This window comes from Sphingobium sp. SCG-1 (assembly GCF_002953135.1).
Lineage (GTDB): Bacteria > Pseudomonadota > Alphaproteobacteria > Sphingomonadales > Sphingomonadaceae > Sphingobium.
In genome coordinates, this window is sequence record NZ_CP026372.1 from 1,923,774 (window position 1) to 1,946,099 (window position 22,326).

Sequence of the window (22,326 nt, forward strand, 5' to 3'; positions counted from 1 at the left end):
ATAGCGCAGCACCGTATCGCGCGGGTAATTCATAGGAACATCCTCTCCCAAAGGATGACCTCCCCTCGCCACGCCCCTATATGAGAACAGTGGCCCTATCCAAAAGGCCGCCAATGGAGGATGATTGAGCGACAGGGACGAGATCATCGCGGCAGCGAGCGCGGGCAGCTTGCCCGAACTGTTCATCGAAAGGTTGCGCCGGCAACCTGACGACGAACTCGGCACGGCGTTTCGCGCGGAGCTGATCGCACTCCACAATGACGGCACGATCGACGTGCTCGAACCCGCGCGGCAGATCGCCGACTCTTCCATCAACCAGCACGACTTCTTCACGGTGATGCACGTCTATGGCGAGCTGATCCCGGCGCTGGACGCCAGTGCCCCGGACATGCTCGCCGCCGTCAAAGCCCTTTCGACGCGCGCCGGCGAGGATCTCGCCTCGGGTATGGCCAATGGCGGCTATCGGAGCTGGGCCGAACATGGTGGCCGCGCTCGCGACACGTTCGAGACGATCAACCCCGAGGATAGCGACGATGCCACCTATGTGTTCCTGGCGTTGCAGGCGCTGGCCAAGACCGAGCCCGACGCAGCACTCGACCGGGCGGTTCTCTATGTTGGCGGCAATGCTGGGCCGGCACGTTCGGCAGCGGCCAAGGCGATCGGCACGTTCGATCTCACCGATCCCGACCGCCGTACCCGCGCCGTCGACGCACTCGCCGCCAACGCCGCAAGCGCCGACGACAACAGCCTCGGCCAAATTCTCGCAGCGATGTGCGAGATCGCCAAAACCCATTCCGACACCCATACCTGTGCCGCAGCGCTGATCGAGGCCAATATCGACCGCACCGGCGACCATGCGATCCACCAGCTGGCGCTCGAACTGATGTTCCACGCCGACGAATTGCCGCCCGTAATCGTCAGACCCATGATTGCGATCCTGCAACGTGTCCCGATCGGCAATCGCGGCACGATCCGCGACATCGGCGCGGCGGCGGGCAAGCTCGCCGGCAAGAACCGGCTCGACGAAGCGCTGGCGCTGATAGCGCCGCTGCTTTCACAGCATGAGGAGCTGACCTCGCTCGAGCCGCTAGGCAGCCTCAACTATCATCTGCTGCAATTGCCGCCCGACCAGCTCGCCAAGACGATCATCGCTTGGCTGCTGGCGTGCGACCCCAACCTCGGCCGCGCGACAATGGCATTGGTTGGCGATCATCATGGCGGTGCGCCGCTCATCCTCGATCCCCGTGCTGCGGCTGCGCGCCTGAGCGACGCCAAGCGTGTGCTTCTCGCACATCGCGCGATCGGTTGGCTATTTGTTCATCCGGTGACCGCAGCGTCGCTGCTGGTCGGCCTGCTCGACGGTGCCGGCGAGGACGCGACACACAACATCACCGAACTCCTGTTCGATCCGCTGCTAATCAACTTTTCAGGGTCCGTCGGCGACTGGATCGCCGAGCTGGCGAAGGACGCCAGCCACACATCCCGAGACACCCTTGCCGATCTCACCACGAGACTCGAAGCTTATATTGAGGGTTTGCGCTCAGCCGGCCGGATCAAGGAGCTGCGCCCGTCGGAGCGCGAGCGGCTCATCGAAAATCACCGCCAACATGAGTCGATGCGCCAAGCCTACAAGGCATCGGAAAAGACCTCGATCATGGCTTCGCTCGCGACGCGCCAGGTGCTCCTCTACGGCACCCGGTCGATTAGCTATTTCAAGGGCGTGGGTGGCAAGCAGCAGCGCAGCGAAATGCAGATGCACAGCTTCAGACACAGCATCGAATCGCCGCGCCTTCACATCCTCGAGCCGTTCGACCTTGATTATACGCTGCGCGTGTTCCGCGCGATGAAGACCGCGCTATGAAGCTCGTTATCCGGGAATATCTGGCGTCCTTGAAGGAACGCGACGAACTCGACGCGGTGCTGCCGGATCTGCTGACCGAGCTGGGGTTCACGGTCTATTCGCGCCCGGCGCGGGGCACGCGGCAATATGGCGTCGATGTAGCCGCGGTCGGCCCCGGCCAGGACGGTATCCGGCGTGTGCATCTCTTCTCGGTCAAGTGGGCGATCTCGACCGAAATGAGTGGAACACCGCCTCCCCACAAAGTCTCAGACCATCGCTCGACGAGATCCTCGACCATTATATCGCGAGTCGCATTCCGCCCGAATATGCCAGCCTGCCGATCGCCATCTGCGTGACGTTCGGCGGGGCGATCAACGAGCAGGTCCGCGCCGAGGTAACTGGTTATATGACCCGCAACACTACGCAGAAGGTCAGCTTCGAGGAGTGGAACGGCGACCGGCTGGCGCAGGTCATTCTTGACGGCATCTTGCGCGAGGAGCTGCTGCCTCCCAATCAACGCAGTCATCTGCGCAAGGCCGTGGCGATGGTCGAGGAGCCCGACATCGCGCTCAACCATTTCCAGAAACTGCTGCGGGCGCTTGCCGACAAGCCGGGTGCGACGCCGGCGGCACGGCTGAGCCAGGCACGGCTTATTAATATCTGTTTGTGGATCATGTTCGTTTGGGCGCGCGAGGCCGACAATGTCGAGGCACCCTATCGCGCAAGCGAACTGGCGCTGCTCGAGGTCTGGCAGTTGCTCAAAGCCGATATCGCGCGAACCTCCAAGGCCGGCGAAGCCGCGAGCTTCGTTATCAATGAGCTGGCCGAGCTGCATTTCACGGTGTGGGACGCCCTGTTCGAGGACAAGATCCTGCCCGCGGCCGAGACTCGGCACGCCATTTCGAGCGCGGTGGAGAGCCATGCTTCGCTCGATATCAACCTCAAGCTGTTCGATCTGGTCGGGCGGCTTGCCTTGAGAGGACTGTGGCTGGTGTGGCAGCTGTCGCCGGCACACGGTCCGGTCGTTCTCACCAACGACTATCTCAACACCCTGCCCCCGCTGCTTTCCGATGCGACCAAGGCGACGGTCACCAAAATCGACAGACTAATCGAAGCGATGATGGCGATCGTCAGCAACAATAGCGCGCTGCTATCGCCTATCGGCGACTGGCAGGCGATTGATATCGGTCTCACTTTCACTCTGCTCGCCTGCCGCCCGGGCGCGCATGGCGCGATCGACCAATGGGCCGAGGAGCTCGCCAGGCATTCGATGTTCGCATTCAGAGCGCATGGCCGCTACCCAATCACCAGCCGCTCCTATTGGGATCTGGTCGACCATCCTTCCGAACGCAGCGACGACTATCGCACGGCATCGACCGAAGGCAGCATCCTCTATCCACTGCTGGCACTCTGGGCGGCCGCACGGCGCGAGCAAGGCCTGTTCGATGAGATTGCCCAATTCAGTGAGGAGTTTCTCCAACACTGTACGTTTCAGACTTGGCTGCCCGACGAAGACAGCGAGGAACATCTCTATCTCGACCGTGAAAATCATGGCGCCGCGCTTGCCAGCATCCCGGTGACCGAACACACCATCGACACGCTCGACTTCATCCTCGCCGAAGCGAAAGCCAACAAACATTATGACCAGCTCACGGCGGTGAAGCTCGGCCATTGGCCAATCGTTCTGACCGCGTGCCGCGCGCATCGCCTGCCGGTCCCGCCGCAGGTCTGGCGCGAGCTCCTTCCGAACATCGGCCTGCTAGCCACCCCTGCCACTTCTGACACCATGGACTTTCCGAAGACATGATCACCGATCTGCCCACTGCCGATGATCTGAATGGCTCGGCGCTGGCTTTGCTCAATATGGCTTGGGAGACCGCACTGGGCGTGTTCCGGTTGCTCGAGCGAACACAGCTCGAGATGTGGGATGATGATGGCAGCGTGAGGGAAGAATATCATGCCTCACGCCAGCCAGCGCTCCGCCACGCGCTGGTAATGGTTCATCAATCGCAGGAACTGGGCCTCAAGGCGCGGATTGCCGCGGTCAGCCCGTATCTGCTCCTCATCGGCGAACCGCGGCTATGGCCGTCAGGATCGGACCGACGGCCGACTTCGTTCGAGGAGTTCCGCACGGTCGATGCCGCCGACCTCGTGCGCGTCCAAAACACCGTCTGCGATACCATGCTCGACGCCAATTTTACGCGGCTGTTCGAGGAAGGCCGACGGGCGCGCAATAAGATCGTCCATCTTGGGGGGCACCGCATCGTCTCAGATGCGCGCGACATTCTCATCTTGATCCTTGATACCCATGCTGCACTGTTTCCAGAGGCGCGCTGGGCGGCGTCGCGGATGGATTACGAGTTCAACGATGGCTATGCGATCGCGGGCGGTACCGGTGTCGAGACCGGGCTGCTCAACGATTTCGAACTTCTTCAGGGGATAATCGCGCCGCGTTACATTCGCCAGCATTACGGGTTCGATAAGCGGCGTCGATCGTTCATGTGCCTCAGCTGCTCCAGCGACCAGCTCGATTGGGAGGCCGGCTCTCGCTTTGCCCAGCTCGTTGATGGCAGCGACGACCAGCTGTTCTGCGCCGTCTGCACCGATACGAAGACAGTGCTTCGCGAGACCTGCGGGGTCGATGCCTGCCGCTGCGACGTGCTGTCCACCTACGACTATAAATGGGGTACGTGCCTGCACTGTAACCAAGTCAGCGAGGCGCGTGAGCCGATCCGCCGCGCTCGCCACCGAGCATTGATGGATGCTCATATCGCCGCTGAGCAGGAAGTGGCGGCGGATGGATCAGCTCCACACCCGGAATAGCGCTTTGTTGCAGCATAGATGCAGCCCAATGCTAGCGATCGCCGCGGCCGGGCATCCTTGCAATACCAGCTGCTATCGAGCTGGGCGTCGAGCCACCTCAGCACCGGGCGCCAACCACGATAAGGCACGATCGACACATAGGCAGCAATCAGCCAGGCCAGCTCCCTGAAGCCGTCGAAGAACGCCGCATCATCGGTGCCATTGATCCCCTCAATGACGAGCTCATGCCAGATGCCGGTGCGCAGCTGGATCTAGTGCATCGTGCGTTGCTCGCGAACGTCCGCTTTCCTTAAACAGAAGCTCAAAACCAGACCGAGCAAAATGTCCCAGACCAGGAAATCACTTCTACATTTCAGCTTCTCTGATTGGCGTTCCGCGCCTCCGGCGCGACCCTGCTCTGTTCCGCTTGACGCTCCACCGAGCCGCGCGGCCCGCGCGTCTCGTCCCTGTCGGGCAACGATCAGTAACGCAGGGGGCCGGTGCTGGCGCACCGGCCCTGTAGTCGCCGCCCTGTAGTCGCCGCCCTGCAGGCGGCGGCGCTGGCCTTGGCGGCGTCGATCTGGCGGGTGGGCGTCGCTGCCCTTTAGGCCCGCCGCGCCGGGCGGCAAGCGGCGCTGCGAGCCGCTCCTCCTCTCCGTTCCGGTCCTGCGGATGCCACCCGGCTCGTTCGGCGGGCCTTTCGGTTCGCTCCTGCCGCCCACCCGCCATTCCGGCGCCGGTTGCTGCGGTAGAAGGAGTAAAGTGTCATGGAACTTAAAGCTATCGACATCGCAAATCTGTCCGTCTCGCGTCTCAACATGCGGGGCGTTAAGAAGGCACCCGACCTCGCCAACATCCTCCCTTCGATTCGCGCACGGGGCATATTGGTGCCGCTGATCGTGAGGGCAGGGGATACGCCCGATGCTTACGAGATCGTCGCAGGCAAACGGCGCTATCATGCCGCGCTTGTCATCGCTCAGGAGACCGGCGGGATCGATCCGCTGCCCTGCGTGGTGATGACACCGGGGGACGATGCCGCTGCGCTGGAAGCCTCGCTGATCGAGAACATCGCCCGCCTCGATCCCGACGAGATGACCCAATGCGAGACCTTTACCCGGCTGGTGCGGGAAGGCCGCAGCCTCGAGCATATCGCGCTGACCTTCGGGCAAAGTGCCTTGCAGGTCAAACGCACCCTGGCGCTCGGCAATCTGCTGCCACGCATCCGCAGCCTGTTCCGCACCGAGAAGATCGACGCCGTTACCGTGCGGCATCTGACATTGGCATCCCGCAGCCAGCAGCGCGACTGGCTGGCTCTGCTGGATGACGAAAGCGCCTATGTCCCCACCGGATCGGCGCTCAAGGCATGGCTGTTCGGCGGCGCGTCCATCTGCACCAAGGTCGCGCTGTTCGATGTAGGTAATTATGGTGGCGAGATCATATCCGACCTGTTCGGCGAGGACAGCTACTTCGCCTGCGCCGAGCAGTTCTGGACCGCGCAAATGGCAGCGGTGGAAGATCGCGCCGAAGCGTATCGCGATGCCGGATGGTCCGATGTCGTCATCCTCGACCGGGGAGAGCCATTCCATACATGGGAGCATGAACGGACAGCGAAGAAGCAAGGCGGCAAGGTCTATGTAACCTTGGGTCATCGCGGCGACGTTACCTTCCATGAAGGCTATGTCACCTGCAAGGACGCGCGCCGTCTTGCCAGAGGCGAAGTGCTGGACAAACCCCAGCGTCCCGAACTGACCTCCGCCCTGCAATCCTATATCGACCTCCACCGCCATACGGCCGTCCGCGCGAAGCTCGCCGATGCGCCAGCGACAGCCTTACGGGTGATGCTGGCCCATGCCATTGTTGGATCGTCGCTGTGGCGGATCGATGTGGTGCGCCAGCGCGGGCAGGGCGATGCCATTAGCGAGAGCGTCGAGACCTGTGCGTCCGAAGCCAGCTTCGATGCCAAACGCCGCAGGCTGCTGGCGCTGCTGGGCTTCGATGCGGATACGCCGACCATCGCCGGTGGCTATGATGGAGAGCAGGGCATAGCCGGACTGTTCACGCACCTTCTATCGCTGTCCGACAGCGAAGTGCTTGACATCCTTGCCATCGTCATGGGCGAGACGCTGGAGAGCGGCAGCGCGTTGATCGAGCTGCTGGGCGTCCAACTGAACGTCGATATGGCAACTGTCTGGCAGGCTGACGATGCCTTGCTCGATGGCATCCGAGACCGCGAGATCGTAGGGCATGTGCTGGCGGATATTGCCGGATCGGAGACGGCGGCATCCAATGCCAAGGAGTCGGCGAAGGTCCAGCGTGGCATCATCCGCGATTGCATTGCTGGCACAAACGGACGGCAGAAGGTCGAAGGCTGGATGCCCAAGTGGATGGCCTTTCCACCCTCGGCCTACACCCAGCGCGGCGGCGTTGGCAGCGTCAGCCGATGGGAACAGGTGGCAGAGCTTGTGGCCGTTACACCCGATGTTGGCACCCCCGACGCCGAGCCGATCCGCAAGGCAGCATGATCACGCAATGCACCGGCAGCGGACCTCCGTTGCCGGTACCTTTGGAGTACTGGACATGCGTCTCCTTCGCATCCTTGGCACTTATATTCGCTGCCTGTTCATCACCGATCGCTACGCAAGACGGAAGGCAAGGGCGGTGGCTACGCTGCCTGACATTCTCCGCATGGTGTATGGCATGAAGTATGATGACCAGCTCAACGACACGGACATCGCCGAGTTGCTCGGTATCACCGAACGCGATGTCATGCGCCATCGGGCGTGGGTCGCTCTGCACGTTACCCGGTCGCTCGACCGGCAGTATCGCCGCGCCGCGCAGTGGCGGCGGCTGTGGCCGTTCCGGCGCGGGGGCGGGGGTAAGGACCGGGAGTGACATGAGCAATGCTGCTCTTCGTAAATAGGACGCGACCGACCCGTAAGCGGGCCCGTCGCGTCACTTTGGACTTGGCACGGGCACACAAAACGGCGACTCTGTGTCCATGAAGACTAGCCTCGATCATCTGCCCGAAGGCAAGCAGCGCGAACTGGCCTATGTGGTCGAGACCGTGCGCGCAGGCTTTGCGCGCGCGACCGCGCAGCGCACCCAGCCGCGCTTCCGCAATGGCGCGCTGCTCAAGATCATCCTGTTCGGCTCTTATGCACGCGGAGATTGGGTCGAAGACCCGGTCGGGCGCTATTTTTCCGATTACGATCTGCTGGTCGTCGTCAATCACGACGATCTCACCGACATCGCCGAGTTCTGGGAGAAGACCGAGGCGCAGTTCCTCGCTGACGTGTCGGCAGGCACGGTCCTGCGCACGCCGGTCAGCCTGATCTATCACAGCCTTGACGATGTGAACGACAAGCTGCGGCTCGGGCGCTACTTCTTTATGGACATACTGCGCGACGGGATTAGCCTGTTTGAGGAGCCTGACCACCCCTTTGTCGAGCCTCAACCGCTGTCGCCCGAACAGGCGCTTCAAGAAACGCAGGAGTACTACGACGAGTGGTTCGAGAGCGCGCGCAGACGTTTGGAAATCGCTACCGAGGATCTTGCAAAAGGTTATCTCAATGAAGCGGCCTTTGATTTTCATCAAGCTACTGAACGCTTCTATCACTGCCTCTTTCTGGTCCGCACTTTGTATTCTCCCAAGACCCATAATCTGAACCGGCTGCGCGATCTGGCGGAGGAACTGGAACCGTCGCTCAAAGCCGTCTGGCCGCGTGATAGCCGCTTCGAAAAGCGCTGCTATTCGCTGCTACGTGATGCCTATATCAAGGCCCGCTACTCAAGCGCCTATCGCATCACCGCAGAGGAGCTGGATTGGATCGCGCAGCGCGTCGCGCTGCTGCAAAGCCTAGTCCGTGAGGCGTGCGAGCTTCGTATCGAGACGCTTGCCAAGGCGGCGTAAGCTTCATTCAACCCAATATATGACAGCCTTTTTGTGCTCGATCACGGCTGCTTTGACGTAGCGCGAAAATCCGACCGTGCTTCGGCAACACGCGTTTGTCCGCGCCTCACGCCGCTTGTCTGACGTCGATATCCAGCACCAGTTGACGCCCGTCCTCCCCCGCTTCCGCATCGATTGAACACAGCGTCTTGCTGCCGCAGGCAAGCGTTATCCACTCAATTTTCCAGTCGATCCGCGCATGGTCATGGCGTCCCTCACGCGCGATGCCGACGATGGCTGCGCCCTCTACGGCGAGCGCAAAATGACAGCGCCCACTGCCGATATCATGATGTCCGCGCAGCAATGTCCCGTCGGAAAAGGCAAAGGAAAAGCCATCGGTCACCGCGCTGGCGGGGAGGGCGAGCACGGCTTCGACATCGCCGGTCAGCTTCAGCCTGCCGCCATCCATTGCCTCGATCTGCACACTCACGTCTGGCCCTTCCCACAAGAATCGGTATGGACATGAGAATAGAACATAAAGTGAACATAAGGAAGATCTGACAGATCAGGAGTGGATAGCAAGATAAAGGCCGACACGCTTCGTCGCATCCGTCCGGCCAAGTCCCTGTCTGCACATCGTTTTCTATGGAGGCGGCCTGTCTCCTTGGCGAGATTGGATCGGCACAGGTGGGGCGCAAAGCCGCAGGATTCCTGGGCTTTTGCACGAGATACTTGAGACCCAGCGGCCATGCTCGCCATATCGTGTTCGATGGCACAGGACGATTATCCTTTCGAGCCCCGCGTCGGGCGTTCACGGCGCGACAGCGCTCGCCCGCCGCGCGCTACGCAGCTGCGCGCTGAGATATTGAAGCAGGTTGCCCGGCGGGGCGGGAACCCGCGTCGGCTGGGCGATGCTGGTGCCGTTGCTGCGCCACGCACCGGGCGCTTCAATGCGCGGGGCCGGGGCGCCCGGATCGCGGCCGCCGTGCCGCGCGGTTCGGGCTGGTCCTTCGATCGAGGCAGCGGCATGCGCGTGCGGCCACGACGGGTGACGGTGAAGGCGCGCGTGGTGAAGCTGGCGGGCAAGGCGACCGCCGTGCGGTCCCATCTGCGCTACCTCGAACGCGATGGCGTCAGCCGTGAGGGTGAGCCAGGACGCTTCTATTCGACCTTTGCCGACGATGCGGATGGAAAGGCCTTTGCGGAACGCGGGGCAGGCGACCGTCACCAGTTCCGCTTCATCGTCGCACCCGAGGATGGTCCTGCCTTCGATCATCTGCGCGAATTTACCCGTAACCTCATGGCAAAAATGGAAGAGGATCTGGGCACGACGCTAGACTGGGTGGCAGTCGATCATTTCGACACCGGTCATCCCCATAGCCATATACCGGTCACGGGCATCACCGAGGACGGCAAAACCCTCAACATCGCGGGCGATTATATCGCCCATGGCATTCGCCATCGCGGATCGCAGATCATGACCCGGGCGCTGGGGCCGCAGAGTGAGCTGGAGGTGCGCCACCAGCTTGAGCGCGAGGTCGATGCCGAACGGCTCACCCGGCTTGACCGGATGATGTTGGCGCAGGCCGGGGACAAGGCGCGCGACCAGGTTATCGATCTGCGAGGGCAGGAGGGGCAACGCGCTTTCGATCCAGGGCAGCAGCAACTGCTGATCGCGCGTGCCCGGGTGCTCGAGCGGATGGAACTGGCGCAGCCATCGGGACCGCTTGCCTGGAGGCTCGCCCCGCACATGGAACAGACGCTTATCGACATGGGGCTGCGGGGCGACATCATCCGCCTGATGCATCGCGAGATGACGCAGGAGAAGGCGGTGCCTGGAACTCAGCATGATCGCTATGTCGTGCATGGCATCGACAAGACGCCCGAACATAGTAACGTCCCCATCATCGGCAGGGTGGTGAAGCGGGGCACCGCCGACGATGAGCATGAGCGCCGCTATCTCATCGTCGACGGCGTCGATGGGCACAGCCATTATGTCGATATCGGCGCCAGCAGCGAACCGACGCCGATCGGCGGTATGGTCAGCCTGACGCCAAAGCAGGCCGAAGCTCGTGACGTCGACCAGACCGTCGCCCGGATCGCCCACGCCCATGGCGGGCGCTATACGATCGACATCCACCTGAGCCATGATCCCACGGCCACAGAAAGCTTCGCGCAGACCCATGTCCGGCGACTGGAGGCGATCCGCAGGGCGATCGGCAAGCCCGATCGCGACCCCGATGGGACATGGAAGATCGGCCCCGATCACCTCGACACGGCGCTGGGCTATGAGCAGCGGAAGCTACGCGCCGAACCGGTCAAGGTCGAGATGCTGTCCTCGACGTCGATCCTCGAACAGACCGGCGTCCATGCCGCAACCAGGCTCGACCGGGAACTGGTGGCGACCGACAGGACAGTCATCGCTGATACGGGCTATGGCGCAGATGTCCGCAAGGCGCTGGCGCTGCGCCAGCAATGGCTGGTCGAGCAGCAACTGGCCGAGCGCCAAGGGGACGATGTCCTCTATCGCCCCAATCTGCTGCGCATCCTGCGGGACCGCGAGATGCGTGCGGTGGCAGGGCAATTGTCGACGCAGATGGGCCTGCAGTTTACCCAGGTCGAACCGAACGAGCGGGTCGAGGGGACACTCAGGCGCAGGGTGGACATGACCTCCGGGCGCTTCGCGCTAATCGAGCGCGCACGCGACTTCACGCTTGTGCCGTGGCGGGAAGATCTGGAACGCCATGTGGGCAAACCGCTGTCCGGCATCATGCGTGAGGGGCGGTCTATCAACTGGACAATAGGCCGAGGGCGGAGCGGCCCCAGCATCGGCGGTATGTGAGTCGGTCCAGTCCAGAGCAATTCGAGCCGATCTGCGCCCATCAGAGCCCATCAGCACCATAGCCTTGCGACAGGTCGGACGGCGATAATCGCCCATGGTAGCGGATCGCTCTTATGTCTCCCCTGCATGGGGCGGTCCGCTGCCACCCGATATCCTCATGGGCCAAGCGGACATGCTATGAAAAGCTACAAGACCCGGCATCAACTGTTCCTGCCAGAGGAGATGAGCAAACGGCTCGCGCATCTGGCGAAGAGCTCAGGCCGCGCGCGGTCCGAGATTTTGGTCGAGGCGCTCGACGCCTGGTTCAACCGGCGGCAGGCACCCAAATCCAACGAGAGCATCGGTATCCGTCTTACCCGGATCGAGCGCGACACCCAGTGGCTTCGCCGCAACCAAGGGCTGGTTTGGGAAGTGCTGGCGCGGATGGTCCGGCATCAGCTGATCACCGGCGCCATGCATCCGGTCGACGAGGCGGCGCAGGCTGTAGGGGCCAGAATGTTCGCGCAGTTGATCGATGAGATCGCAGATCGGTTTGCCGGGAAAGCCGCGCCCGCCACGGAAGACCCCGCCACCTTGAAGCTGAGGAGTTTGCAATGAGCCGGGAACATCGCGCACTGAAGGCGGCAGACCTTCCCACCCCTGACAGGTTCGAGCCGATCACGGTGCGCGTTCCAGACGCCTGCCGCATGCTGGGTATCCGCCGCAGCAAATTCTATGAACTGATCGCCGATGGTGAAATCAAAATCCTCAAGCTCGGCAGCGCCACGCTCGTTCCCATGGAGCGGATCAGGGCATTGGTGCGGCGGCTTGAGGATGGATGATCTGGAAAGGTGGGCGACAATCGCGGCGCACTTTCGTCCGCCCCGGCCGGGCTTCAGACATACCTGCTGACCTGCGTTCGTGCCGATAAGCGCACACCGTTTACGGGTGATGCAGCGTTTTCTCGAACCCCTCATTCGCCTTGGCCATCTTGGCGACTTTCCTCAAATGGCTGCGAACATGGCGCTCGAACCGCGCGTCGTCGTAAACGCCTGTTGCATGATATTCCTCCTGGCCGATTAGCGCCTTGAGGCGCTGGGCAAGCAGGGCCTGCTCGTCGGTGCAATCAGGTACTTGAAGAGCATTGCATACCCATTCTTCAGCGGCGGCTTTGTCATAGTCATCGCGTGCCTCATAGCCGCGCCGGTCGGCGGCCGCCTGATCGAGTTTCGAAACATCCAAGCGGCGCGCCAGCCATTTACGGACCAGTGCCCCATCCCACGGCTTTGATGGATTGCTCATTCATTTGCTCCAGATTCAGGTTGCCAGTCCTATATCAATGACTGCTCGTGTTCGATGGCGGGATGCTGACGCGTTGTTGTCATTGCCGCGCCAGCAGCCGGAGGGTAGCATCGTCGCGCACGCCGCCAAACCAGCGGTCCAGCGCGGCGTTGAAGAGGTCACCGCCTCCCGCAGCCTCGAACAGGGTGAGGGACGATCGTAGCTTTGTGGCGTCCACCTCTCCGAACACACCGAATGAGCTGGTGCCGTGCGGCAGGTCATTCAATGTTTGCACACATGTTTGTAGGCGCTCGCCGAGTGTCGGGTGCCCGAGAAAGGCGCGGGCCTCGTCCGGTGATGCGATAGCATAATGCTGTGCAGTAGGACTCCGGCCCAAGCCGGCTATCTGGGGGAAAATGAACCACATCCAGTGGCTGGTCTTCCTGCCTTGGCGCAGTTCGGCAAGGGCCGCCGCATAAGTGGACTGTTGGGCCGCGATGAAGCGGTGGAGGTTGTACGGGTCGTTGGTCATGTAGGTACGACGCGGTCAGGAGCTGGTCGTTCCGCGTGACCGCTTTGCGCCAATCCTCGCCGCTCAACTACGACTTTCCCGCTCCGGGAAGCGGACATTCAACTTATGACGAGGTATGAGGCCAAGCGGTCATTCTGAGCGGAATCCGAAAGTGTCGGCTTTAACCGTAAAATGCCGTTCGCTTTTGCCGGACGGACACCACGTGACGGGCGTCGGCTATCACCTGATTTCGCGCATTGGGCGGAACTGGTAGCTTCTGGCAATTAGGCGGTTTACGATGCTGCCCCGATTTTTTTTGTTGAGGTATTGATGCAACCCAAGCAGTTTTTTGTGAGGTTCGATACTCCCTGGATCTCGATCGGTTGGAGGAGTTCGAGGCCTACGGGCGCTCTTGGATCCGTTTGATCGAACGGCATGGCGGGGTTCACCACGGCTTCTTCATGCCGCGCGCAGCACCTAGCGACAGATCTATCAGTTTCCCTGACAAGGGGCAGGAAGGGGCGGGAGATGTTGCCATTGCCCTTTACGGGTTTCCGGATGAGGACGCTTACAACAACTACCGTATGCGGGTCGCGCTTGACCCGGAGGCCGGTCCCATAATTAAGCGTTTTGCGGAGCCGCCGTTCAAAAGCTACGAGCGCATCTTTCTTTCGCCGCTATCTCCGTCGTTGTGACGCAATGTTGCCGGACGGCGGCATTCGCCTGATTGTCGCCGCCTCGCGTGTCGTCCCGGTTGGATCGAGATTTCCGAAGTACAGATCAGAGGGTACGGGACAGTGGCAGGATGCAGTCGCGGGTCAAAGGTGCCAAGCGCATCGTCATTGCGGTGAGGTAATCGACCCATACGGCCTCCTCAATTTCCGACCGCGTAATAGGTTCATGCTGCATCCGCACATGGAAGACCTCGGCCTCGACGTTATGGCCGGGTTCATTGGCAGCGGGCGCGGAATAGCGCCCAAGATAGCCCAAATCTGCATCGGCCACGACTAGCCCGATCTCCTCACTAAGTTCACGACGAAGGGCGCTCAAAGGGCTGTCGCCGTTCTCTATCTTGCCGCCGGCCTGCATGAACCACTCGGTCCCTGCCTTACGAACTAACAGCAACCGGCCTGCATCGTCGTCGATTAAAGCGGCGGCCATCTGGATCACGCGCGGGGGCTCATTTGACATGCCAATATGCTAGCAGTTGCGGTCTCAAGCGCAATTTCCATTCCAACAAATGTTCGATTGAGAATTGGCTTTGACGAAAACGACCAGTTCTGGCCGTTTTATCAGATATGATCATTTCTCTGCTGCGGACATTACGGCTAGACTCGCGAGCGTGCAGAATTGTCGGCAACCGCAAAGACCCGACAGCCAGAGGTGCGCAAATGCCGGAAACTTTTACCGCATTTGCCTTGAACGGATTTCATCGGTTTTTTACTATCAGCAGCTTATTCCCGTCGTGAAAAGCCCGCAGGCGGAGCATTTATGGGTTGGAAGATTTTTGCCGTCGTTAACTCGGTTATGTTTCTCTCGGGGGTCTTCAGCTCTTCAGACCGGGATGTCTTTGATGTAGTAGGAACAGTGGTTGGCCTCGCCGCGAACACCGGCTTAGTGCTTTACGCGTTCAATAAGCGCTTGTTTTCTCGCCACTTCTGGCGGTTTTTCTCTTGGGCATTAACCCCTGGGGCAATGCTCGCGTGTTCTTGATGGTGTTTCGTTCATTTCCCAAACTTACAACTACGCCGACAAGCATCTTTGCCATTATCACGGCAGTAGTGATTGCTGGAGGAGTTTCGTATTTTGAATGGTTAGCCGCTCGCCGTTTGTCGCAGGGTACATCAAATCCCGCGAAGTAAGACGCAAGGCGGCGACTAAACAACTAGAGACCTTAAGATTAGCGCGTCCCACCCTGGTCTTGATGTCTGATTGCCGCCGTTACTTTCTGAAATTGGACAGCCCGCTAACCACCCTAGTTCGCTGTTAGGGCTTGGAGCGCCGTGTTAACCACGGTTGGTGTTTTGGGTGTCAACACGTAGAAACGGAATTGTAAACAACGTTAGGCCAGCGGTTGCTGCCCTTGGTACACCTGATCGTGTTAATTGGTCGGTTTCAGAGCCGCAGCTACTCGGCGCCAGTCCGCGCGGCTTTTACAGACGCGCTCATGATTATTCTTGCGTATTAAGCAGACTTGATCCGTGGAGTCCGTAAGCAGTGTCCTTGCGTTTGGTGGACCGGTTACCCGACTGACGGCGGGAGGAGCCGCCCGATGTAAAGAGTTGCCGGACGTCGCATTTGCCGAACCACAAAATGTCACCGCGGCGGCTAGAAACGCTGTTGTTTTCCAGGATGCCATCTCGGTCACCTCTTTGTTATTAAACGTATTAATAGGAGCGCGATGATGGAACTCAACTCCTTTTATTTTGGCTTTCGCATGACAGGAAGTAGGCCGCAAACACCTTCCCCGCTTTCCACCCATGCTAGGCATCGTCGGGCTAAATTTCGCCTCGCATGAAGGCGGTATGGGGGCGTGCGGATGCCAAGCCAGCGTCGGTGGACGCTATGAGCGGCGAGCAAGGGTGGCTAAGCGACGTTCTGCTTACGGCGTCGTCTTCCCCTTAGTGAGCTTGGATAAAGCTGTCTGAATGCCTTCGGACAGCGAGATATCTAAAATAGTAGAATTGTAACGAGGCACATAACGGATAGCTGATTTGTAGAAACCGACGCAATCTGGTGAGGAACCGTAGTCATTGACGCCTAAAAGCGTTTTTAGACCGTTGGCTGATTGCAGCTTCTCGGTGAAACCGCTTTGGTCGATTGGATTGCCGGGTCCTAGAGGGACATAGAGCGCAAACCCTATCAGTTGATAAAAGCGATGATCGCCCTTCCACCACGCCATAAGTGCATCAGTTTCGGGTTGTGCCGATATCTGGCTGAACAGCGACTTGCATTCTTGAGACTGAAGTTCCTCCGGGATTTGAGCCGCAGCCAATGATCCATGAAGAAACGCGCAGACCAGCGTTGCCATTTTCCACATGCGCTGTCTATTAGACATGCGACTTCATTTACTCAGGAACGTCGGGTTCTAAAAGCCTCCCCAGACGTTTGGAATGACGAAAGTGGTCGTTTCCAGCGAAGAAGCTTGCGGTAAAGGCGTTATCGCACGCTTGTTGCCCGGCAAGGGTGGATTGCAGACTGCCGGCTTACGAGGGAAAATGTCGCAAAGCGGTCAGCCTACCTTGCCAATAATCTCTTCCAGCTTCTGCTTTTTGAGTGGCATTCTTCGTCCCTTTGTGGTCCAGATTATCATAGTCTTTGGGCCACTCAGCGGGGGGGCAGATCATTGGTGCCCAATTATATCGACAACTACTTCAGCAGTGATGACGATCCTGAGGTTATGCCATTGACCAGTTAAACGGCAAAAAAATGGTCGCCTGTGGCCGAGGCTGGGCCACGTGCCTTGTCTGGTACTTTGGCGGCTTGCGGAACCGACTAACGTACGCCAACTAATTCAGTACTCGTTCGACTTCCTCTCGAAATCAGATGCGCAACGCTCCCCAGCTATGCCAAAAATTAAATATCAATGTAGTAGCATTGATGTATTTTAACCGGCAGAGAAAATCCCAAGAAAAAGCCTTGAGGGGAAAGCCGTGGAGAAAGCGCTCATTGAAGCGATCAAACAGCATCCTCGCTATAATGGCCTGGTGGCGCGCCGCTCTCGCTTCGGCTGGATGATGTCCGCTGTAATGTTCATCGCCTTTGTTGGCTTTACGATGTTGGTAGCGTTCGGCAAAGAATGGCTGGCCACGCCGATCGGGCATGGCGTCACCTCTGTAGGCATACCTGTCGGGCTAGGCCTGATCGCTCTCGCCGTTCTGCTGACCGCCATTTACGTCGTGCGAGCCAATACTGTGTTCGACCGCGAAATGATGGCAATCCTGAAGGATGCGCGCCAGTGAAGGTCGCGCGCGCCGTGATCGTCGCACTCGCCCTGCTACCGCTCCCGGCCTATGCCGCGGCATTGGAAGGGGAGGCTGAGCGCCAGCCCATGAACTGGGTCGCGATCGGCATGTTCACGCTGTTCGTCGCGCTCACGCTCTCGATTACCAAAAAGGCCGCCCAGCGTACGAAGACCGCGGCGGACTTCTACACGGCGGGCGGGGGAATCTCCGGATTCCAGAACGGGCTGGCGATGGCCGGAGACTATATGTCCGCGGCGTCCTTTCTCGGCATCTCGGCGCAGATTTTCAACGATGGCTATGATGGGCTGATCTATTCGACCGGCTTCCTTGTCGGGTGGCCGATCCTGCTGTTCCTGATGGCAGAGCGGCTGAGAAACCTTGGCAAATACACGTTTGCCGACGTCGCCTCATATCGTTTTGCCCAGCCGCCGGTGCGCAGCTTCGCAGCAGGCAGTACATTGCTCGTCGTGTCCTTCTATCTCATCGCGCAGATGGTTGGCGCGGGGCAGTTGATCAAGCTGCTGTTCGGCCTGCCCTACACCTACGCCGTCATCATCGTTGGTGCCCTGATGATGCTGTACGTCCTGTTCGGAGGCATGCGCGCAACGACCTGGGTGCAGATTATCAAGGCGGTGATGCTCCTCGCAGGGGCGACGTTCATGGCTATCATGGTCCTTGCGCAGTTTGGCTTTTCGCCCGAAGCGTTGTTCCGCCGCGCTGTCACGGTGAAGACCGATCTCGCACTTGCCGCCGGATCGTCCCCGGGCGAAGCGGCCGTAAAGGGCAGGTCGATCATGAGGCCCGGCAATTTCATCAAGGACCCCATCTCCGCCATTTCCTTCGGTTTGGCGCTGATGTTGGGCACGGCAGGCTTGCCCCATATATTGATGCGTTTCTTCACCGTCCCCAATGCGAAGGAGGCGCGCAAGTCCGTGCTCTGGGCAACGTCCTGGATCGGTTATTTCTACGTGCTGACTTTCATCATCGGTTTTGGCGCGATTGTGCTGGTCGCAACGGAACCAGGCTATCTCGACGGTGGTGGCATGTTGCGGGGCGGTGGCAACATGGCTGCCATCCATCTCGCGCACGCAATTGGCGGCAATCTGTTCCTCGGCTTCATATCCGCTGTCGCCTTTGCCACCATTCTTGCGGTAGTGGCAGGCTTGACACTCTCAGCCGCGTCCGCCGTCAGCCACGATGTCTATGCCACGGTTCTTCGCAAGGGGAAGGCAGACTCTGCCAGCGAGTTGAAGGTCTCACGGATTACTACACTCGCATTGGGGACTATGGCGATCTTGCTGGGCATCGCTTTTGAAAAGCAGAATGTGGCGTTTATGGTCAGCCTCGCCTTTGCGCTTGCAGCATCCGGCAATTTCCCGGTGCTGATTCTGTCCTTGCTGTGGAAGGGCTGCACCACGCGCGGCGTTGCGATCGGCGGCACAGTTGGGCTGCTGACCGCGTTCACTCTGACGATCCTGTCGCCAGCAATCTGGGTGAACGTTTTTCACATGACGAACGCGCCCTTCCCTTATGCCTCTCCTGCGATCTTTTCTGTTCCGGCAGGCTTCCTTGCCATCTGGCTGATCTCGCTACTTGATACAGGTACCCGCGCCGCCATCGACAAGGCGGGCTATGAAGCGCAACGCATCCGGTCGGAGACAGGGGTGGGTGCGGCGACCGCGTCAGCAGATCACTGATGCGGCTTATCTTCCGGGCGGGAAGCACGCCCAGTAAGAATGACTTGGCTATTCTTTGCAGGTCCAATGTAACGGCCGTTTTCGAGTGCCTCAAATCGCGACTGAACGTCTGCAAGTGGTCGAGAGCCGACTGGCGGCTTCAAGAACCAGCCGCATTTAGTTAATAAATGCAGAGCGGCAATCAATATGTTCTACAAGACGCTAGAAGATGCCTTTACAGCGCGAATAACGAAACGGAGCTACCCAAGTAGCCAAATGTAATTTGAAGCTGTCCGGGGCTTGATTTGCCTTAAGCTAATCTCAGGGTGAAAGGTATTTTCGACTTCAATATTCGAGCTGTCGTAGATCTAGTATACTTTTTGAATGGGCGGCTCTATACTTCTCTAGCAACCTCATCTTGTGATGTTGGCGCGATCAAGGCGCTCATCAACGGCGCGTCCGATATCGTTCCATTCTTTGGCAGTAACCATGTCATGGTTACGAATGGCGGCAAGAATCTCATCAACAACAATCTGTCGGGCATGCCTGCCGTGGATGCTAACTAGATCGATGGCGGTGTGGATTTGGTCAAGACGTTCAGGCATCGCGCAGAAAGTTACGAAGCTGTGCCCTAGTTCCTCATCGAAAACCCAATGCCGCTGCCTAAATCGAATATCTATTTGCGATAAAACGATCTTTAATTTTGGCGCAGGGCGCGGACCGACTGCGAAAGTGCGTCGAGGTCATCATTGCTAATCTCGTAGCTGGCCAAATAACGCGCTTCGACATAGGCGCGCTTCAGGAGTTCGAAACGGCGGCGATCAAGCCGGGCGGCGCTCGGCCACACATTGATCAGGCGAGGTTCGCTGTCTTTAGCAAGCGAGCGCAGTAATTTGATGTTGTGCGAGCGAGGGAAATAGAGGGTGCGCATGAGCAGGAAGCAGGCGTAAGACGTTTCCGTTGCTTGATGCAGGTTAAAGGCAGCCGTTCGGCCCCAACCTGCATCTTGTACTGCTCGTGACCCAGAATATTCGGCCAGTTCAGCCCATTGATCAAGCGACCTCGACTGGTCGCTTCCGGCGGGGCAGCTTCCAGCAAAGTTGTAGTCGCCCATATGATGCCCGGCCAGGGCAGTCATCGGACCGGCTGCTGATTGGTTGCGCGGATAGCCTTATAAGCTGAAGCGGCCTTCAGGGGTGGAAAGCTGCCGCCGTGTGGCTTCAGGGCGGAGGCGGCATGATCAACCCGACAGACTTGAAGGTGCTGGGACGGGGGCTGCGTAGATAACTATCAATGATACCGTCATACGATGGCATTCCTCTTCCATAGCTAACCACAGGTTGAACAAGCGTCCACCCATTCTCGTCGCGATATAATAGAACTCGTACCCTCTGCCCGTCGTCTGGCAAGTAGACGCCGCAGCCATCGCCAGAAACTCTATATGTTTTTTGATGCTGACCCTTCCAAATCTTTAGCGCTCTCAAAAAAGGGTTACCGCGAGAATCACGAAATACAATGGCATCCACGATGGCGTCGCTGCGGTCGAATTGTATTCTCGTGAGCCGGAATACCTCATGCTTGGACAGCAATTTCCCGGAGGACGGCGCGCACGCCGTTGCGGTGTCTGATAGACCTATTATCAGCACAGCAGCCCAGATCGACCGTGACATCATTTCTATACCGTATCGGAATTATGGGAGTGTCGCCATCGGCCGCCTGCTGTGCTGCAGCTCAATATCATCACAATTTTTCTTCCGTAAGCGGCCATGCCGGGTGGTTTGTGGAAGGTTAGTTTTGAGAAATTCGGTTGCTAAAGCCGACACTATTCCTCGGCGTTCAAACTGCCCAATGAAATTCCAGTTCGCTGCCACCGCCGTGGAGCGTCATGAATACTCTCCGTGGCTGCAATTAGATTAATCGATATGTTTCGAAGGCGATGATGCCCCACTTCCACCTGACGCTGTGGCTACCCTCAGCATAGGGATCACCCGTGCCATCATCGATACTTCCAGAAAGTCCGTTCAAGAGTAGCGTATGGGAGGCACGAGAAATTGTCAGCCTTATGGACGGGTCTTTAGTTCCAGCTCCGACGCATATGTCGCCGTCACAACCTCCATGACCGCTTACCTCACAATTCATCTTTAACGGAAGGTCGGCAGCATGAGCCGATTCCAGCCCCAACACAGCATATGCCATGCCGCAGATAAGACGAGCATTATGCATGATGCCTCCAAAACGATTACGGTTGCCGCCCACTTATAAGCTACTTCACACCGCGCCTGAATGGCTGATTGTGGTCGCGTGCTGCCGGTCCACTTTGGTCCAAAGCCGGTCTGGTTTGGCACGGCGATGCAGGGTGGATTTCGGACCTCCGCTATTGGATTGCAAACCGCTATATCAGTCACCCGATATTCTTATGGAGGCAAGCGCGAAGATAATAACTGCAGCAGCAGTGATGCTCTCAGCATTATTCGCGATTCCGGCAAACGGCAGCGACACTGTGGGTCCGGGTCGGTTCTGCGGCTATTCGCCGATTATCGACCCGCACATCAGCGGCGGGCGTCGCATTGGCGATGCATGTCGCCACCGGAACCTTCGCGGTGGCGCAAGCAAAAAGCCACATCACAACTGCGATCGACGTGACCAAACGTAGTGTAGTTGCTGCTTAGTGTGAACCCGTATTCTTGTTCTCGCGGCGTCGACCGATCATTATGCCCCTTTCTAGGCGGACGCACAGCGCCGCATAGTAATCGGACAAGAATCCATCGTCATCGCCGTCATCGGCGATTCCCGCTTTGTACCGGATCGTCGCCGCGACGGTCGCGATTGCGTCCTCACGGCCTTTCCGAAGAACCTCTTCGAGAGTTTGAAGCTCGTAGATGCCGTAAAGGTTGAGCGCAGCTTCGCTGAAAATTCTGCTTGGCTGGTCACGCTCGCTCACGGTCAGGTCAGTCCCCAGCTTGCTACGCGCATCGTTCACCACCCATGTCCCCGCCAGCAAATCGCCAACGCGGAGCCGGTCCCGATTGAAGAGCGGAAAGAACAAGAAAATGCCGCTCCACGACAAAGCGAACAGCGTCAGGAACCCGTCCGCCGCGCTTTGCGACGCCTGCATGCCAAGGAACGATAGCGGCAGGAACACCTCGATCTCTCGTAAGGCGTTGCGGGCAATCACCGCCCCGCCTGTTAGCCGCGCGCCATCCCGCGCGACGACACGCAAGCCGAGCAGGCGTTTCCCAGGCGTCGCACCACGTCCGCTCATTTCGAACAGAATGAACCAGCCGTTGCGCAGGAAGAAGAAGCCGACCAGCCAGAGGATCGAGAAGATTTCGGCACGGGCACCTGCATAGCCCATCAAAGCCACGAAGATGGTGACGGCGATCAGCGTCAGCAGCAGGATCAACGCATCCAGCAGGAATGCCGTGGCGCGCGCGCCAGCGCTCCCAAGTTCGAGCCGCAGGTCCACGCCTTCGGGGGTTAGGAAGTTGCGGTGCAGGGAAGCTACGCTGGTGCTTCGCCTGCGGAAAGGCCATCGCATCAC

Annotated in this window: 21 protein-coding genes; 13 read left to right on the forward strand and 8 right to left on the reverse strand. The window is 59.3% G+C overall.

Features of this window, described 5'->3' with window-relative positions; genetic code table 11:
• Positions 1-124: 124 nt before the first annotated feature.
• The 6 genes from C1T17_RS08800 to C1T17_RS08830 all read left to right on the forward strand — a co-directional run bounded on the left by C1T17_RS08800 (position 125) and on the right by C1T17_RS08830 (position 8,552).
• Complete coding sequence (locus tag C1T17_RS08800; protein WP_104953126.1) at positions 125-1,861, forward strand: hypothetical protein; 1,737 nt, start codon at positions 125-127, stop codon at positions 1,859-1,861.
• Between the two features lie 196 nt (positions 1,862-2,057).
• On the forward strand, positions 2,058-3,647 hold the full coding sequence (locus tag C1T17_RS08810; protein ID WP_145958979.1) for a chemotaxis protein: 1,590 nt from the start codon (positions 2,058-2,060) through the stop codon (positions 3,645-3,647).
• Complete coding sequence (locus C1T17_RS08815) at positions 3,644-4,663, forward strand: hypothetical protein (protein ID WP_104953129.1); 1,020 nt, start codon at positions 3,644-3,646, stop codon at positions 4,661-4,663. The genes C1T17_RS08810 and C1T17_RS08815 overlap by 4 nt, the downstream gene beginning before the upstream one ends.
• Before the next feature lie 746 nt (positions 4,664-5,409).
• Positions 5,410-7,164 carry a ParB/RepB/Spo0J family partition protein gene (locus tag C1T17_RS08820; RefSeq protein WP_104951829.1) on the forward strand — a complete coding sequence of 585 codons (1,755 nt, stop codon included), beginning with the start codon at positions 5,410-5,412 and terminating at the stop codon, positions 7,162-7,164.
• Between the two features lie 55 nt (positions 7,165-7,219).
• Positions 7,220-7,534, forward strand: coding sequence for a hypothetical protein (locus C1T17_RS08825; RefSeq protein WP_145958929.1), 315 nt, complete (start codon positions 7,220-7,222; stop codon positions 7,532-7,534).
• A gap of 106 nt (positions 7,535-7,640) precedes the next feature.
• Positions 7,641-8,552 carry a HEPN domain-containing protein gene (locus tag C1T17_RS08830; RefSeq protein ID WP_104953130.1) on the forward strand — a complete coding sequence of 304 codons (912 nt, stop codon included), beginning with the start codon at positions 7,641-7,643 and terminating at the stop codon, positions 8,550-8,552.
• 106 nt (positions 8,553-8,658) lie between these two features.
• Here C1T17_RS08830 and C1T17_RS08835 read toward each other — a convergent pair whose 3' ends face one another.
• Positions 8,659-9,021, reverse strand: coding sequence for a hypothetical protein (locus C1T17_RS08835; RefSeq protein WP_104953131.1), 363 nt, complete (start codon positions 9,019-9,021; stop codon positions 8,659-8,661).
• Positions 9,022-9,300: 279 nt separating this feature from the next.
• Here C1T17_RS08835 and rlxS point away from each other — a divergent pair, with 279 nt between their 5' ends.
• The 3 genes from rlxS (at position 9,301) to C1T17_RS08850 (ending at position 12,194) form a co-directional block, all read left to right on the forward strand.
• Positions 9,301-11,373: a relaxase/mobilization nuclease RlxS gene (rlxS, locus tag C1T17_RS08840; RefSeq protein ID WP_104955103.1), complete on the forward strand. Its 2,073-nt coding sequence runs from the start codon at positions 9,301-9,303 to the stop codon at positions 11,371-11,373.
• Between the two features lie 177 nt (positions 11,374-11,550).
• A complete protein-coding gene (locus C1T17_RS08845) occupies positions 11,551-11,970 on the forward strand; it encodes a hypothetical protein (RefSeq protein WP_104953132.1) in 420 nt (139 codons plus the stop codon).
• On the forward strand, positions 11,967-12,194 hold the full coding sequence (locus C1T17_RS08850) for a helix-turn-helix domain-containing protein (RefSeq protein WP_104953133.1): 228 nt from the start codon (positions 11,967-11,969) through the stop codon (positions 12,192-12,194). The genes C1T17_RS08845 and C1T17_RS08850 overlap by 4 nt, the downstream gene beginning before the upstream one ends.
• 100 nt (positions 12,195-12,294) lie before the next feature.
• On the opposite strand, the gene C1T17_RS08855 is transcribed toward C1T17_RS08850, so the two are convergent.
• Complete coding sequence (locus C1T17_RS08855; protein WP_189338557.1) at positions 12,295-12,654, reverse strand: hypothetical protein; 360 nt, start codon at positions 12,652-12,654, stop codon at positions 12,295-12,297.
• 79 nt (positions 12,655-12,733) lie between these two features.
• Positions 12,734-13,165 (reverse strand): DUF1810 domain-containing protein, encoded by a 432-nt coding sequence (locus C1T17_RS08860; RefSeq protein ID WP_104953134.1) that lies wholly within the window; start codon positions 13,163-13,165, stop codon positions 12,734-12,736.
• 347 nt (positions 13,166-13,512) lie between these two features.
• On the opposite strand from C1T17_RS08860, the gene C1T17_RS08865 reads away from it, so the two are divergent.
• On the forward strand, positions 13,513-13,839 hold the full coding sequence (locus C1T17_RS08865; RefSeq protein ID WP_223262921.1) for an NIPSNAP family protein: 327 nt from the start codon (positions 13,513-13,515) through the stop codon (positions 13,837-13,839).
• Between the two features lie 85 nt (positions 13,840-13,924).
• Here the strand turns inward: C1T17_RS08865 and C1T17_RS08870 are convergent, their stop codons facing one another.
• Together C1T17_RS08870 and C1T17_RS08880 are read right to left on the reverse strand one after the other, a co-directional pair.
• Complete coding sequence (locus tag C1T17_RS08870) at positions 13,925-14,335, reverse strand: NUDIX hydrolase (RefSeq protein WP_104953136.1); 411 nt, start codon at positions 14,333-14,335, stop codon at positions 13,925-13,927.
• 1,411 nt (positions 14,336-15,746) lie between these two features.
• Positions 15,747-16,175, reverse strand: coding sequence for a hypothetical protein (locus C1T17_RS08880; protein WP_189338558.1), 429 nt, complete (start codon positions 16,173-16,175; stop codon positions 15,747-15,749).
• A gap of 622 nt (positions 16,176-16,797) precedes the next feature.
• Here C1T17_RS08880 and C1T17_RS08885 point away from each other — a divergent pair.
• Together C1T17_RS08885 and C1T17_RS08890 are read left to right on the forward strand one after the other, a co-directional pair.
• On the forward strand, positions 16,798-17,106 hold the full coding sequence (locus C1T17_RS08885) for a DUF485 domain-containing protein (RefSeq protein WP_223262573.1): 309 nt from the start codon (positions 16,798-16,800) through the stop codon (positions 17,104-17,106).
• A complete protein-coding gene (locus C1T17_RS08890; protein ID WP_104953140.1) occupies positions 17,103-18,806 on the forward strand; it encodes a cation acetate symporter in 1,704 nt (567 codons plus the stop codon). Before C1T17_RS08885 ends, C1T17_RS08890 begins: the two co-directional genes overlap by 4 nt.
• 392 nt (positions 18,807-19,198) lie before the next feature.
• Here C1T17_RS08890 and C1T17_RS21005 read toward each other — a convergent pair whose 3' ends face one another.
• Entirely contained in the window at positions 19,199-19,390 is a 192-nt protein-coding gene (locus C1T17_RS21005) for a hypothetical protein (protein WP_145958981.1), read from the reverse strand.
• A 92-nt stretch (positions 19,391-19,482) separates the two neighbouring features.
• Positions 19,483-19,923 (reverse strand): HEPN domain-containing protein, encoded by a 441-nt coding sequence (locus tag C1T17_RS08900; RefSeq protein ID WP_104953142.1) that lies wholly within the window; start codon positions 19,921-19,923, stop codon positions 19,483-19,485.
• A gap of 440 nt (positions 19,924-20,363) precedes the next feature.
• On the opposite strand from C1T17_RS08900, the gene C1T17_RS21275 reads away from it, so the two are divergent.
• The gene (locus C1T17_RS21275) at positions 20,364-20,702 is read left to right on the forward strand and encodes a hypothetical protein (protein ID WP_189338559.1); all 339 of its coding nucleotides are present in this window, start codon (positions 20,364-20,366) and stop codon (positions 20,700-20,702) included.
• A gap of 748 nt (positions 20,703-21,450) precedes the next feature.
• Here C1T17_RS21275 and C1T17_RS08910 read toward each other — a convergent pair.
• Positions 21,451-22,323 (reverse strand): RDD family protein, encoded by an 873-nt coding sequence (locus C1T17_RS08910; RefSeq protein ID WP_104955105.1) that lies wholly within the window; start codon positions 22,321-22,323, stop codon positions 21,451-21,453.
• Positions 22,324-22,326 lie beyond the last annotated feature (3 nt).

What these genes read in the sequence shown, in the direction of transcription:
- C1T17_RS08815 (WP_104953129.1), top strand. Translation starts at nt 3,644, where the DNA reads ATGATCACCGATCTGCCCACTGCCGATGATCTGAATGGCTCGGCGCTG.
- C1T17_RS08820 (WP_104951829.1), top strand. Translation starts at nt 5,410, where the DNA reads ATGGAACTTAAAGCTATCGACATCGCAAATCTGTCCGTCTCGCGTCTC.
- C1T17_RS08825 (WP_145958929.1), top strand. Translation starts at nt 7,220, where the DNA reads ATGCGTCTCCTTCGCATCCTTGGCACTTATATTCGCTGCCTGTTCATC.
- C1T17_RS08830 (WP_104953130.1), top strand. Translation starts at nt 7,641, where the DNA reads ATGAAGACTAGCCTCGATCATCTGCCCGAAGGCAAGCAGCGCGAACTG.
- rlxS (WP_104955103.1), top strand. Translation starts at nt 9,301, where the DNA reads ATGGCACAGGACGATTATCCTTTCGAGCCCCGCGTCGGGCGTTCACGG.
- C1T17_RS08845 (WP_104953132.1), top strand. Translation starts at nt 11,551, where the DNA reads ATGAAAAGCTACAAGACCCGGCATCAACTGTTCCTGCCAGAGGAGATG.
- C1T17_RS08850 (WP_104953133.1), top strand. Translation starts at nt 11,967, where the DNA reads ATGAGCCGGGAACATCGCGCACTGAAGGCGGCAGACCTTCCCACCCCT.
- C1T17_RS08855 (WP_189338557.1), bottom strand. Translation starts at nt 12,654, where the DNA reads ATGAGCAATCCATCAAAGCCGTGGGATGGGGCACTGGTCCGTAAATGG.
- C1T17_RS08860 (WP_104953134.1), bottom strand. Translation starts at nt 13,165, where the DNA reads ATGACCAACGACCCGTACAACCTCCACCGCTTCATCGCGGCCCAACAG.
- C1T17_RS08870 (WP_104953136.1), bottom strand. Translation starts at nt 14,335, where the DNA reads ATGTCAAATGAGCCCCCGCGCGTGATCCAGATGGCCGCCGCTTTAATC.
- C1T17_RS08880 (WP_189338558.1), bottom strand. Translation starts at nt 16,175, where the DNA reads ATGGCAACGCTGGTCTGCGCGTTTCTTCATGGATCATTGGCTGCGGCT.
- C1T17_RS21005 (WP_145958981.1), bottom strand. Translation starts at nt 19,390, where the DNA reads ATGCCTGAACGTCTTGACCAAATCCACACCGCCATCGATCTAGTTAGC.
- C1T17_RS08900 (WP_104953142.1), bottom strand. Translation starts at nt 19,923, where the DNA reads ATGACTGCCCTGGCCGGGCATCATATGGGCGACTACAACTTTGCTGGA.
- C1T17_RS08910 (WP_104955105.1), bottom strand. Translation starts at nt 22,323, where the DNA reads ATGCGATGGCCTTTCCGCAGGCGAAGCACCAGCGTAGCTTCCCTGCAC.